We start from the raw sequence: 13,554 nt of genomic DNA on the forward strand, positions 1-13,554 counted from the left end.
TGGGCAAGGCGCACATCACCTCGATAGGCAAACTACCGGCGGAGATCGAGTCAATCGTTGACGTTGATCCAGCCCTCCACCGCGCCCTGCTTCGGGTTGCGGTAGCGCAGCTTCACCCAGCCATCCTGTTCATCCAGCATCTCCACGCGGTCTCCCTGCACCAGGTAACGCCTGGTGCTGGATGCGCCGGGTCGATCGAACAGGAACAGCCGCGCGGGTACCACGGTGGCCTGCTGGCCACGCAACGGTCCATCCGGCGGTGCACCCAGGCCATCGGCGATGGCACTTTCCAGCACCCGGCCGGCGGCATCATAGGTGCGCCAGACCGCCAGCGGGCCCTGCTCGCCGGTCTGTTCCCACCGCAGCGCGGCGTTCAACGTATCGCCCAGCATCAGCACGCTCTCGGCGCGGTACAGATAGAGCTTCGCGCCTGCAAACCGGTACTGGTCGGTGTACCACATCGGGCCGCTGCGGCAGCTGCTGGTCAGCGTGCGGCTCGGACGGTCGACCGCCAGCCCCATGAGGTCACCGCAACTGTCCTTGCCGTGGGTGTCGGCCTGCAGCGCGCGGAACCCGGCACTGGCCGGATCGAAGCGGTACACCGTCACCGCTTCGTTGACCATGCCCACCGAGGCGCGCGCGACCAGTTCCGGGTAGCCATCGAAATCGACATCTTCGAGCGACCATCGCGAATTGCCGTCGGCATCGGCCGCGCCCTCAAGCGTCTGGCGCTTGCCTGACGGTGACAGCTGCACCGCGATGCTGCCGTCCTGCTGGGGATCGGCGTGCGCCTGCACGTGCGCGGCCACTTGGAAGCGCAGCGTTTCGCCGCCGTCCCCACCCGCCTGCGCCGTCGGTGCCAGCACGCCTGCCAGTACCAGGCCGAGCATGCATTCCCTGTAGTTCATCATTGCTCCCTGCGGCACCTCGGCGGCACCTTCCACTCAGAACGATACCTCGACCGGCTGCCGCGACCACAGCACCGACTGGTGCTTGGTCTGCTGCTTCCACGCCAGGCGGATCGCCTCGATATCGGCACGGCGCTGCGGGGTGTCTTCGTGCAGCACCACCAGCACCTTGGTGCGCAGACGGTTGGGCGAGGCATCACCGCGGAACAGCCACTGGCCGTAGGCATCGAACACGGTCAGGCCATCCGGAAAGCGCGGGGTCACTTCCTTGTCCAGGAAGGTGCGCCACTGCGCCTCGCTGATGGTGTCGGCCTGCGGGCGGTTGCCGGCGCCCTGCTCTTCGCCTACGCCGAAGTACAGCTCGCTGCGCACCCAGCCGTGGCCGGCGGACGGACGCGCGGCATCGCCCTTCAGTTCGGCGGTGGTGGCCGTGGCATAGGCGCTGGGCGCCTGCGAAGACAGGCTGGCGCAGCCACTGGTGGCCAGCAGCACGGCGAAGACGAGGCCAAGGTGTTTCATCGGTACAGCTCCGGGGAAGGGGGACAGGGCAAGCCGGCAGCGTACAGCGCCACCGGCCCGGCGTGCTGATGCCAACCGGGCATCAGCTCATGCCGGACCGGCAGGGACTTGCATCGGCACCGGCCATCACGCGAAGATAATATATCGCTTCATCCGGATGGATGTAAGTGAAACTATCTCCCCCCTTCCCCGTCGTCGTTGTTGCTGGAGCCCTCCATGTCCGCCCGCCTGCCCGCGTCGCCGCTCGGCCTCGCCATCGCCCTCGCGCTTTCCTCCGCTGCCGTCCCGGCCCTGGCCCAGGACGCCACCAACCTGGACACCGTGATCGTCACCGGCACCCGTGCCGCAGACCGCACCGTGCTCGAATCCACCTCGCCGGTGGATGTGCTCACCGCCGAGGACATCCGCAAGGCCGGCGTGGTCAACGGTGAACTGGGCAGCGCGCTGCAGGCGCTGCTGCCGTCGTTCAACTTCCCGCGCCAATCCAACTCCGGTGGCGCCGACCACGTGCGCGCCGCACAGTTGCGTGGCCTGTCCCCCGACCAGGTGCTGGTGCTGGTCAACGGCAAGCGCCGCCACCACACCGCGCTGGTCAACACCGACAGCAAGATCGGCAAGGGCACCACCCCGGTCGATTTCAATGCGATCCCGGTCAGCGCGATCAAGCGCATCGAAGTGCTGCGCGATGGTGCCGGTGCGCTTTACGGCTCGGACGCCGTGGCCGGCGTGATCAACGTGATCCTCGACAACGGCGGCGACGGCGGCGAGATCGAGGCCAGCTACGGTGCCAACCACACCGACCTCAAGCCGATCGGCCGCACCCTCACCGATGGCCAGACCGGCAACATCAGCGCCAAGGTCGGCACTTCGCTGGGCGAAGACGGCGGCTTCCTGCGCGTCGGCCTGGAATACAAGCACCGCAACGGCACCAACCGCGCTGGCTTTGACCAGATTCCACCGTGGGACCAGACGCCGGACAACCTGGCGCTGCAGGGCAAGCGCAACTATGTGCTGGGCGATGGCAAGAGCAAGGACATCAACCTGTGGCTGAACACCGAGATTCCGGTGGGCCAGACCTCGACGTTCTACGCGTTCGGCACCTTCAACCAGCGCGATACCGAAGGCGCCAACTACTTCCGCTATCCCGATGGCGATGCCAACTGGAAGCAGGTCTATCCGAACGGCTACCGACCGATCTCCGAAGGCGAGAACCGCGACGTACAGGCCGTGGCCGGCGTGCGCGGCCAGTGGGGCGAGTGGAGCTACGACAGCAGCCTGGATTACGGCCAGAACGACTTCACCTACCGCCTGCGTGATTCGCTCAACGCATCGCTGGGCCCGACCAGCCCGACCCGCTTCAAGACCGCCGACTACGAGTACGCGCAGACCGTGGGCAACCTCGATCTGAGCCGCGTGTTCACCCAGAGCGACAGCATCAGCCACACGCTGGGCCTGGGCGTGGAAGCGCGCCATGAGCGCTACCAGACCCGCCCCGGCGACCCGGCCAGCTATGCGGCGGGCCCGTACACCGACCGCCCGACCGGCTCGCAGGCCGGTGGCGGCCTGACCCCACAGGACGCCGCCACCCTGTCGCGCGACGTGGCCAGCGCCTATGCCAGCCTGTCCAGCCAGTTCGGCGAGAAGTTCTCCACCGACCTGGCCGCGCGCTACGAGCACAACGACGACTTTGGCGGCGAACTGACCGGCAAGCTCGGCCTGCGCTACGAATTCACCCCGGCGTTCGCACTGCGCGGTGCCATCTCCAACAATTTCCGCGCTCCGTCGCTGGCGCAGATCGGCTACGAATCCACCTCCACCGGCTACAACGCCGGCGGCCAGCTGGTGCAGGGCCGGCTGCTGTCGGTCAACAATCCGATCGCGCGTGGCCTGGGTGCGCAGAACCTGAAGCCGGAGAAGTCGATCAACACCTCGCTGGGCTTCACCAGCCGCATCGGCGAGCATTTCGACCTGTCGCTGGACTTCTTCCAGATCGATATCGACGACCGCATCGCGCTGTCGGAGAGCATCACCGGCGATGCGCTGACCGATTACGTGGCCGCCAGCTACGGCGTCAGTGGCCTGCAGAGCGCCAGCTTCTTCGTCAATGCCGCCGATACCCGCACCCGTGGCGCCGAGCTGGTAAGCAACTGGCGGCAGTCGCTGGGCGATGGCCAGCTGCTGCTGACCGGCACCTACGCCTACACCAAGACCACGCTGAAGAATGTGCTGGCCACGCCGGCGCAGCTGCGCGCGCTGAACCCGGACTACGTACTGTTCGGCATCGAGGAGACCAACACCCTGACCGATGCCACCCCGCGCACGCGTGGCAGCTTCTCGGCCGCCTGGAGCAACGACCACTGGTCGCTGAGCACCCGCGTGAACCGTTACGGCAGCGCCACCCGGGTGTTCAACTTCGGTGATGGCTACATCCCGCGCCAGACCTACCAGGCCGAATGGCAGCTGGATGCCGAAGTCGAGTACCGCATCACCCCGCAATGGAGCGTGGCGATCGGTGGCCAGAACCTGACCGACAACTACCCGGATCGATCCAACAGCGATATCCACTACTTCGGCAACCTGCCGTACGACGTGCTGTCGCCGATCGGCAGCAACGGCGCGTACTACTACGGCCGCGTCCGCTATACGTTCTGATCGCATTGGGTGGGTGCGGACCGTTGGTCCGCACAACACGGTAGTGCCGGCCGCTGGCCGGCAACTTCGTGATCCGGGTGCGGATCTGCTTTGGGTGGGGGCGGACCGTTGGTCCGCGCTGTTTGGGCTGGATGCAGGCTGACCTGCCGTGCCGACCACCGGTCGGCACCCACCGAAGCTGATCCGCAGCCTGCCCTCGACCCCACGTACACGCCCAGGCTGGCAGGCTGGTCGTCATGGCTGAACCGCTCCCCCTGCGTCCGCCACCGCCATTGCTGGACGACGCCTGTGCGTTGTTCCTCGATGTCGATGGCACCCTCATCGAATTCGCTGCACGACCGGATGCCGTGCAGCTCCTGCCGGATGTGCGCGAAGCCATCGGCCGCATCAGTGACCGCCTGGAAGGCGCCGTGGCACTGGTCAGTGGCCGACCGCTTGAACAGCTGGACCAGCTGTTCGCTCCCCTCCAGCTGCCTGCCGCCGGCCTGCATGGGCACGAACTGCGCGGCGAGGATGGTCGTGTGCTGCGCGACGAACACGACGACGACACCGCCGAGTGGCTGCACGCGCTGCACCAGCAGGCGATGCGCTTTGCCCACGGCCATCCCGGCGTGCTGGTGGAAGACAAGGGCGTCGGCCTGGCCCTGCATTGGCGCGGTGCGCCGCACGCGGCAAGTGATGTGCGCGCCTTCGCCGATCGCCACGTGCGGGGCCGCGCCAGTTACCGCCTGCAACCCGGCGACCATGTGGTCGAGTTCGTGCCCGTCGGCACCGACAAGGGCCGTGCCGTGCGCCGGATGATGCAGTACCTGCCCTTCCGCGGCCGCCTGCCGGTGTTTCTCGGTGACGACCTCACCGATGAATTCGGCTTCGACGCCGCCAACAGCCAGCATGGCTGGAGCGTGCTGGTGGGTGAACGTGAACCCAGCGCGGCGGTGTTCGCGCTGCCCGACATACGCAGCGTGCACGCCTGGCTGCGTGAGAATGCCTATTGACCCGGCCAACCCTCACGGCCGCAACCGAGATGTACCGCGTGATGACCCAACCCGATCTTGATCTGGGCGTGGTCGGCAACGGCAGCTTCGGCGCCCTGGTCGACAAACGTGCCCGCGTTGTCTGGAGCTGCCTGCCCACCTTCGACGGCGACCCTACCTTCTGTGCGCTGCTCGGCCCCAACCAGCAGACCGGTGGCGACTTCGCCATCGAGCTGGAAGACTTCGCCAGCAGCGAGCAGGAATACCTCACCAACACGGCGATCCTGCGCACGGTGCTCCGCGACGCGCACGGCGGCGAACTGGAAATCCTGGATTTCGCCCCCCGCTGGCGGCAGAACGACCGCTTCTACCGGCCGGTCAGCCTGATCCGCCAGGTGCGTCCGCTGGCTGGCAGCCCGCGCATCACCGTGCGTGCGCGCCCGCTGGCCGACTGGGGCGCACGCGTGCCAGAGTCGACCTGGGGCAGCAACCATGTGCGCTGGATCCTGCCGGAGCACGTGCTGCGGCTGACCACCGATGTGCCGGTGCGCTTCGTGCGCGATGGCCTGCCGTTCGTGCTCAACCATCCCATCCACCTGATCCTGGGCGTGGATGAGTCGCTCAACCGGTCGATCAGCGGCTACGTGCAGGAAGCCTTCCAGCGCACCCGCGACTACTGGCGCGAATGGGTGCGCTACCTGTCCATTCCACTGGAGTGGCAGGACGCGGTCATCCGCAGTGCGATCACGTTGAAGCTGTGCCAGTACGAGGACAGCGGCGCGATCATCGCGGCGATGACCACCTCCATTCCGGAAGCACCCGGCAGCGTGCGCAACTGGGACTACCGCTACTGCTGGCTGCGTGACGCAGCTTTCGTGGTGCGGGCGCTGAACCGTCTCGGCGCAACGCGCACGATGGAACAGTTCCTCGGCTACATCTTCAACCTGGCCACCACCGACGGCACGCTGCAGCCGCTGTATGGCATCGGCTTTGAAGCCAAGCTGGACGAAGACGAAGTGCCCAGCCTGTCCGGCTACCGCGGCATGGGCCCGGTGCGCCGTGGCAACCTGGCCTGGGTGCAGCGCCAGCACGATGTCTACGGCAGCGTGGTGCTGGCCTCCACGCAGCTGTTCTTCGACCGCCGCCTGCAGGATCCCGGCGACGCGCACACATTCGCCCGCCTCGAACCGCTGGGCGAACAGGCCTTCGCCCTGCATGACGTGCCCGATGCGGGCCTGTGGGAGTTCCGTGGCCGCACCGAGGTACACACCTACACCAGCGCGATGTGCTGGGCCGCCTGCGACCGCCTGTGCAAGATCGCCGTGCGCCTGAAGCGCGATGACCGTGCACACTACTGGCGCGAGCGCGCCGACACCATCCATGCGCGCATCATGGCCGAGTCCTGGAATGAGGAACTGGGCCACTTCACCGATACCTTCGGCGGCCATCGCCTGGACGCCTCGCTCCTGCTGCTGGCCGACATCGGCTTCATCGATGCGATGGACGCCCGCTTCATCGCCACCGTCGATGCGATCGGCCGCGACCTCAAGCATGGCAATTCGCTGTACCGCTATGTCGCGCCGGATGACTTCGGTGAGCCGGAAACCAGCTTCACCATCTGCACGTTCTGGTACATCGATGCGCTGGCGGCGATCGGGCGCATGGACGAGGCGCGCGAGATGTTCGAGCTGCTGCTGAAGCAGCGCAACCACCTGGGCCTGCTGTCGGAGGATCTGGCCTTCGACAGCGGCGAGGCCTGGGGCAATTTCCCGCAGACCTATTCGCACGTCGGCCTGATCACTGCCGCGATGCGCCTGTCGCGGTCCTGGCAGGAGGCATCGTGAGTCGTCTGGTGGTGGTTTCAAATCGTGTGGCCGTACCCGGCGAGAACCGCGCCGGCGGCCTGGCTGTCGGCCTGCTGGCCGCCCTGAAGGAACGCGGCGGCCTGTGGTTCGGCTGGAGCGGCAAGACGGTAAAGGACGGCAGCGGCACGCTGCACCGGCAGAAAGACGGTGACATCGACTACGTCACCATGGACCTGAGCAAGCGCGAGGTGGACGGCTACTACAACGGCTTTGCCAACCGCACGCTGTGGCCGCTGCTGCACTTCCGCCTGGATCTGGTCGACTACGACCGTGCCACCCGCGAGACCTACCACAAGGTCAACGCACTGTTCGCCGACAAGCTCGCGCCCTTGCTGCGCGAGGATGACATCGTCTGGATCCACGACTATCACCTGATCCCGCTTGGCGCACTGCTGCGCGAGCGTGGCATCGGCTGCCGCATCGGCTTCTTCCTGCACATCCCGATGCCCTCGGCCGACCTGCTGCAGGCGATGCCCGACCACCTGCGGCTGTTCTCCGCGCTCTACGCGTATGACCTGGTGGGCTTCCAGACCCAGCGCGATGCCGATCGCTTCCAGACCTACCTGCGCCTGTTCGGCGGCGGTCGGGTACTCGCCAACGGCGAGCTGGAGGCACCGGGCGGGCGTCGTTTCCGCGCGGCGGCGTTCCCGATCGGCATCGACACCGAGCTGATCGCGCGCCAGGCCGGTACCGCCGCCACCAAGGCCGCCGTAAAGAACCTGCGCGCCAGCCTGCGTGATCGCCAACTGGCGATCGGCGTTGATCGCCTGGATTATTCCAAGGGCCTGCCCGAGCGCTTCCTCGGCTTCGAACGCTATCTTGAGCGCCATCCCGACCAGCGCGGGTCGCTGACCTACCTGCAGATCGCCCCCGTCTCGCGCGGCGATGTCACCGAGTACCGGCAGCTGCGCAGCCAGCTGGAGCAGATCGCCGGCCACATCAACGGTGGCCACGCCGAGCCGGACTGGACGCCGCTGCGCTACGTCAACCAGAACTTCACCCATGCCACCCTCACCGGTTTCTACCGTGCAGCGGCGGTGGGGCTGGTCACGCCGCTGCGTGATGGCATGAACCTGGTGGCCAAGGAATACGTGGCCTCGCAGGACCCGGAGGACCCGGGCGTGCTGGTGCTGTCGCTGCTGGCCGGCGCCGCCGACGAACTCAAGCAGGCACTGCTGGTGAACCCGCACGACCTGGATGGCGTTGCCGACGCCATCGCCACCGCGGCGACGATGTCGCTGCGCAAGCGCAAGGAGCGCTGGCACGCCATGATGGAGCACCTGCGCACCTACGACATCAACCACTGGCGGCGCAGCTACCTGGACGCACTGGAAGGCTGAGGAAAAAGGGGACGGAGGGGATTAAGTCGTTTGTGCACAAACGACTTAATCCCCTCCGTCCCCTTTTTCTTCAATCCAGGAATCGCGCTGCCTGCTCCGGTGCGGGCAGATGACAGGCATCATGCCGCCCGAACCAGCGGTAGCGGTTGCGGGCCAGCGCGCGATACGCGGCATCCCGCCAGCCGCGCGGCAGCACCTTCAGTACGCCGCTCAGGCGCCATCCACCGCCCAGCCCGGCCAGTACACGCAGGATGGCATCGGTATCGGTCCAGGTGCCCTGCGCGTCCAGCAGCAGGAACGACGCCGGGTCCTGCGGGTCCAGCCCGTGTGCGCGCAGCAGCGCACTGCCCCGCTCGCCCTGCATCGCTGCAAAGCGATAACGTTCCTTGCGGTCGAAATGCAGCAGGAAGCGCACCCAGCGATTGCACAGAGCGCATACGCCGTCGAACACGATCACCGCGCTGCCAGTCCCGGCGGCGCCGTCACTGTGGTTCGAGCCAGCCTTCATAGCGGATCAGGGCTCCCACCCAAGGCAACCTCACATCAACCCGGAAAGTGTAACGCTCGCCGCGCCAGGCTTCACGGCAGCGCACACCGCCGAACCAACGCGTCGGCAGCGGCAGCAGCCCGAACGCCCAGACCCGCCGCACCGACCAGTCGATGCCACCCTCGCGGGCCTGCAACGCGAACTCGAAGCGCACCGCGCCCAGCTGCTCGCGCAGAAGCCCTTCGTGCGCCCACAGCCGCGACACCATCGGCCAGCGGTCGAACCGTCGCGCCCACTGCTCGCCCTGCCCGCGTGCACTGAACGCCACTTCGGTGGGCAGCGCGTCGCCGTCCTTCGGCAGCCGCGCCAACGCGGCCAGCAGCGGCACCAGCCAGTGCCGCCCCCTCACGATGCGCGCCTGCCCCATGTAGCGGCAGGGCAACGGCGCGGCATGCAGCGCCTGCACCGGCGCTGCCAGGGTGGCGAAGGCCGGCCCCAGCACGCGCGCGAACAGCGGCGTGGTCAGGGCGCGATCCAGGCCAGGGTCGCCATGCGCCCGGTACGACGGTCGCGCCGGTGCGAATACAGGTCAGGATCGGCCATGGTCGACACCGTGCCGCCATACACCTGCGCCGGGTCCATCCCCGCCGCCTGCAACCGCTGCCGCGCCAGCGCGAACAGGTCCACTTTCCAGTGGCCTGCGCGGGTGGCCACGAACGCCGCCCCGGCGGCCGGATCATGGCCGACGAAGGCGTGGTAGACCTCCTCGCCGATCTCGTAGTCGGCCGGCCCGGCAGCCGGGCCCAGCCAGGCCCGCAACTGCGCCGGCGGCGTCTGCAGGGCGGCCACCGTGGCCTCCAGCATGCCGTCAGCCAGCCCACGCCAGCCGGCATGGGCCGCACCCACCTCGCTGCCATCGGCCGCGGCAAACACCACCGGCAGGCAGTCGGCGGTCAGGATCGCCAGCACCACGCCCGGCACCGAGGTCACTGCGGCGTCGGCCACCGGTTCGCTGGCGCCGGGCACCGGCGGCGCGGTGAAGCGCAGCACGGTGCTGCTGTGCACCTGGCGCAGCCAGTGCGGTGCCGAGGGCAGTGCCAGCCCCTCCTGCAGCAGCTGGCGGTTGTGCTCCACGTTGGCCGGGGTATCACCATCGGCCGCGTGCCGGTTGCCGAGGTTGAACTGCGCGAACGGCGCCGGCGAAATGCCCGCGCCATGCCGGCGCGTGGTCAGCGCATGGACGCCTGCCGGCGCCGGCCAGTCCGCCTGCAGCAACGGCAGCGCGGCGGCCATCACCAGCGATCCCGCTCGCGGGCGGCGAAGGCTTCGCTGTCTTCGCGCAGCACCTTCATCAGGTGCAGCATGTCCTCCGGCACCGGCGCGGTATTGCGCACCGGCTCACCGGTGATCGGATGCATGAACTCCAGGGTCTCGGCGTGCAAGGCTTGGCGCTTGAAGCCGCGCAGCGCGGCCACCAGCTCGTCGCTGGCACCCTTGGGCAGCTTCAGCGCACCGCCGTACAGCGGGTCGCCGATGATCGGATGGCGCACGTGTGCCATGTGCACGCGGATCTGGTGGGTACGGCCGGTTTCCAGGCGGCACTCCAGCGCGGTGTGCGCACGGAAGCGCTCGCGCAGGCGGTAGTGGGTCACCGCTTCCTTGCCGTCTTCGCGCACCGCCATCTTCAGCCGGTCGCGCGGGTGGCGGTCGATCGGGGCATCGGCGGTACCGCCTGCCACCAGCGCGCCCATCACGATGGCCAGGTACTGGCGGTGCACGTCACGGGCCGCCAGTTGCTCGACCAATGCAGTCTGCGCTTCCAGGGTCTTGGCCACCACCATCACGCCGCTGGTGTCCTTGTCCAGGCGGTGCACGATGCCCGCGCGCGCCAGCACCGCCACCGACGGGTCGCGGAACAGCAGCGCGTTGACCAGGGTGCCGCTGTGGTTGCCGGCGCCGGGGTGGACCACCAGGCCGACCGGCTTGTTGATCACCAGCACATGCTCGTCCTCGAACAGCACGTCCAGCGGGATGTCCTCCGGCTGGGCGTCGGTCTGGGTTTCCAGCACCACATGGAGGGTCACCACCTCGCCGCCGCGCAGCGGATCGCGCGGGCGCACCTGGGCGCCGTCCAGCAGGACGTCACCGGACTTGATCCACTCGGTCAGGCGCGAACGCGAATATTCGGGGAACAGTTCGGCCACGACGGCATCGAAACGACGGCCGGCGGCGGTGTCGGGGACGATGGCCTGGCGGGCCGATTCAGAGGGTTGTTCAGACATGGCAGGGGGCATTCTTTGAAATTTTGGGGTCCCGGCGGCCGGTTTCAGTCGCTGGACAGGACACTAGGCTATCATCGACCCTTCGTATTCCAGCCGCGTCCCGCCTCGACCCCATGATCCGACGCTCCGCCATGCTCTCCGCGCCCGTCCGCCTCACCGCCCTGCTGCTGGTGCTGGTCATCGCCGCAACCGGCTGCCACCGCGGCGCCAAGAAGGGTGATCGCCCCGACGAAGGCGTGCCGGTCGAACAGCTGTACGAGAAAAGCCACAAGCTGATGCAGGGCGGCAACTGGAGCGGCGCCGAAGCCAGCTTCCGCCGCCTGGTGGCCCAGTATCCGTACGGCCCGTACACCGAGCAGGCGATGATCGAAACCGCCTACGCCCAGTACAAGGCCGGCAAGCACGATGACGCGGTGTCCAGCATCGACCGCTTCATCCGCACCTACCCGACCCACCGCAACATTGCGTACCTGTACTACCTGCGTGGCCTGGCCAACTCCAACCGCAGTACGGTTTTCCTGCGCCGCGTATGGTCGCTGGATGCCAGCCGCCGCGACCTGTCCACGCCGCACCAGGCGTACTCGGACTTCAACATCGTGGTTGATCGTTACCCGAACAGCCGCTACGCCGCCGATGCGCGCCAGCGCATGCTGGAGCTGCGTGACGTGTTCGCCCAGCACGAGCTGGACAACGCCCTGTACTACATGCGCCGCGGCGCCTGGGTCTCGGCCGTGGGCCGCGCCAACTACCTGCTGGAAACCTACCCGCAGAGCGCCTTCCAGTACGACGCCGTGGCCGTGCTGGCCGATTCCTACACCCACCTGGGCAACAAGACCCTGGCCGACGACGCCCGTCGCGTCCTGCAGCTGAACCAGCCGGATCACCCGTGGCTGGAAGGCAAGTGGCCGAAGTACCCGTGGATGATCCGCAAGCTGAACCCGTTCGCCGGCGAGAAGTCCGCCAGCACCGGCCAGCGCAACGCGCGACTGGAAAAGAAATAAGAGAGGGCCCCGAAAGGGGCCCTTCTTCTTTGTGGAGTCGAGCCACGCTCGACTGCTTTCCTCATCCGCCTCCCCGCGCCGGGGCCGGCACCTAGGCCCGAACCTAGGAATGCTACGAATCCAGCGCGGATGCGACGCCGGTCGCAGCCCGCCTGGGTGAGGCGCTCCACACTGCGGCGCTGCGGCCACACCGGCCATCACGGAGCGCCCCATGCCGACACGGCCCTGTAGTTTCCGTTTCCTGTCCTGCCTTCTCGCCAGCGCCCTGCTGGCGCTGACCCTGGCGCCCGCGGCCGCCGCGCGGGACGCGCCGGGCGATCTGCTGTCTGCTGCCCCCTATCGCGCGTCATGGGTGCCGTCCAGGGCCGCGCAGGCCTACAAGCTGCACTACCGCACCCCGGACCACCGCGGCCAGCTGGCCGAAGGCACCGGCCTGCTGTACCTGCCCGCCGGCGCGGCGCCTGCGGGCGGGTGGCCGGTGGTGTCCTGGGCACATGGCACTCAGGGCATTGCGGATCGCTGTGCGCCCTCGGTCTCCGGCCCCACCCATGCCGAACGCGACGGACGCTTCCTGGACGTGTTCCTGGCCCAGGGCTATGCCGTCGCCGCCGCCGACTACCAGGGCCTGGGCAGCCCAGGCAATCATGCCTACCTGCACGTGCGTACCGCGGCGCGCAACGCCATCGACATGGTCAAGGCCAGCCGCCAGTACCTGGGTACGGCAACATTGTCGCCGCGCTGGGTCTCGGTCGGATATTCGCAGGGGGGCGCGGCCGCATTGACAGCAGGCCATCTGGCCGCCTCCCATGGCGGCCCATCCCTGCAGTACCGCGGCAGTTTCACCGCCGGAACGCCCACCGCAGTCGAACTGACCGCGCTGGTGATGAAGCCCGACAACCGCACCGCCAATCCCGGCGCGCTCAACGCATATCACGCGTACCTGCTCGACGGCCTGCTGCAGGTTGCGCCGCAGGTCGACGGCGTGCTGAGCGAGGCCGGGCGCGCCCGCATTGCTCTGGCACGCGAGCAGTGCCTGGGTGATCTGGCCACCACGCTGGACGGCATGGATACCGGCAGCATGTTCACTGCACCGCTGACCCGCGTGCCGGGCATCTGGGCGGTGCTGCATGACTACCTGGGCGTACCGCGCCGCGGCTTCAGCCAGCCGCTGATGCTGGCCCATGGCAGCGAGGACCGCGATGTGCCCTATCTGACCACCCTGCTGTACGCCGCAGGCCTGGCCGTGCGAGGCGAGCCGGTCGCGTTCCGGCGCTACCCGGTCGATCACCGCGGTACGCTGGACGCAGCGGCGGCCGATGGCCTGGCGTTCGTGCGTGCGCGGCTGGAGGACGACCACTTCAACGACGCTGCGGAGATCGCAGGCCTCGAACAACGGCTCGACGAAGCCCGGTAGATCCACGCCATGCCGGATACGCGATCCAGGAAGTTGCCGGCCAGCGGCCGGCACTAACGAACACGGTAGATCCGCGCCATGCGTGGATGCGCGGGATACGGGTTGCCGGCCA

General features: G+C 68.0%; 12 protein-coding genes. 6 read left to right on the top strand and 6 right to left on the bottom strand.

What is annotated here, in order from left to right; translation table 11 throughout:
* Positions 1–50: 50 nt before the first annotated feature.
* Positions 51–908, bottom strand: coding sequence for an SH3 domain-containing protein (locus tag QP609_RS16360; protein ID WP_197621707.1), 858 nt, complete (start codon positions 906–908; stop codon positions 51–53).
* Between the two features lie 36 nt (positions 909–944).
* Complete coding sequence (locus tag QP609_RS16365) at positions 945–1,427, bottom strand: DUF3574 domain-containing protein (RefSeq protein ID WP_005410781.1); 483 nt, start codon at positions 1,425–1,427, stop codon at positions 945–947.
* Between the two features lie 216 nt (positions 1,428–1,643).
* Between QP609_RS16365 and QP609_RS16370 the strand changes: the two genes are divergently transcribed.
* From QP609_RS16370 to otsA, 4 genes are all read left to right on the top strand, one after another.
* Positions 1,644–4,079 carry a TonB-dependent receptor gene (locus QP609_RS16370; RefSeq protein ID WP_197621708.1) on the top strand — a complete coding sequence of 812 codons (2,436 nt, stop codon included), beginning with the start codon at positions 1,644–1,646 and terminating at the stop codon, positions 4,077–4,079.
* 236 nt (positions 4,080–4,315) lie between these two features.
* Positions 4,316–5,074: a trehalose-phosphatase gene (otsB, locus tag QP609_RS16375; protein ID WP_014648189.1), complete on the top strand. Its 759-nt coding sequence runs from the start codon at positions 4,316–4,318 to the stop codon at positions 5,072–5,074.
* A 41-nt stretch (positions 5,075–5,115) separates the two neighbouring features.
* Positions 5,116–6,897, top strand: a complete 1,782-nt coding sequence (locus tag QP609_RS16380) for a glycoside hydrolase family 15 protein (RefSeq protein ID WP_032960733.1) — start codon at positions 5,116–5,118, stop codon at positions 6,895–6,897.
* Positions 6,894–8,258, top strand: a complete 1,365-nt coding sequence (otsA, locus tag QP609_RS16385) for an alpha,alpha-trehalose-phosphate synthase (UDP-forming) (protein WP_014648191.1) — start codon at positions 6,894–6,896, stop codon at positions 8,256–8,258. The genes QP609_RS16380 and otsA overlap by 4 nt, the downstream gene beginning before the upstream one ends.
* Positions 8,259–8,328: 70 nt before the next feature.
* Here otsA and QP609_RS16390 read toward each other — a convergent pair whose 3' ends face one another.
* From QP609_RS16390 to rluD, 4 genes are read right to left on the bottom strand one after another with little or no spacing between them, the layout of a single operon-like run.
* Positions 8,329–8,766: a thiol-disulfide oxidoreductase DCC family protein gene (locus tag QP609_RS16390; protein ID WP_041863755.1), complete on the bottom strand. Its 438-nt coding sequence runs from the start codon at positions 8,764–8,766 to the stop codon at positions 8,329–8,331.
* The gene (locus tag QP609_RS16395; protein WP_014648193.1) at positions 8,741–9,247 is read right to left on the bottom strand and encodes a DUF4166 domain-containing protein; all 507 of its coding nucleotides are present in this window, start codon (positions 9,245–9,247) and stop codon (positions 8,741–8,743) included. The genes QP609_RS16390 and QP609_RS16395 overlap by 26 nt, the downstream gene beginning before the upstream one ends.
* Before the next feature lie 20 nt (positions 9,248–9,267).
* Positions 9,268–10,038 (bottom strand): peptidoglycan editing factor PgeF, encoded by a 771-nt coding sequence (gene pgeF / locus QP609_RS16400; RefSeq protein WP_197621380.1) that lies wholly within the window; start codon positions 10,036–10,038, stop codon positions 9,268–9,270.
* Positions 10,038–11,027 carry a 23S rRNA pseudouridine(1911/1915/1917) synthase RluD gene (gene rluD, locus QP609_RS16405; RefSeq protein ID WP_180835127.1) on the bottom strand — a complete coding sequence of 330 codons (990 nt, stop codon included), beginning with the start codon at positions 11,025–11,027 and terminating at the stop codon, positions 10,038–10,040. Before rluD ends, pgeF begins: the two co-directional genes overlap by 1 nt.
* Positions 11,028–11,140: 113 nt before the next feature.
* Between rluD and QP609_RS16410 the strand changes: the two genes are divergently transcribed.
* Both QP609_RS16410 and QP609_RS16415 read left to right on the top strand, forming a co-directional pair.
* Positions 11,141–12,028 carry an outer membrane protein assembly factor BamD gene (locus tag QP609_RS16410; RefSeq protein WP_032960726.1) on the top strand — a complete coding sequence of 296 codons (888 nt, stop codon included), beginning with the start codon at positions 11,141–11,143 and terminating at the stop codon, positions 12,026–12,028.
* A 211-nt stretch (positions 12,029–12,239) separates the two neighbouring features.
* Positions 12,240–13,442 (top strand): lipase family protein, encoded by a 1,203-nt coding sequence (locus QP609_RS16415; RefSeq protein WP_197621381.1) that lies wholly within the window; start codon positions 12,240–12,242, stop codon positions 13,440–13,442.
* Positions 13,443–13,554 lie beyond the last annotated feature (112 nt).

It is taken from the genome of Stenotrophomonas sp. 8(2023) (assembly GCF_030345295.1).
GTDB classification, from domain to species: Bacteria; Pseudomonadota; Gammaproteobacteria; order Xanthomonadales; family Xanthomonadaceae; genus Stenotrophomonas; species Stenotrophomonas muris.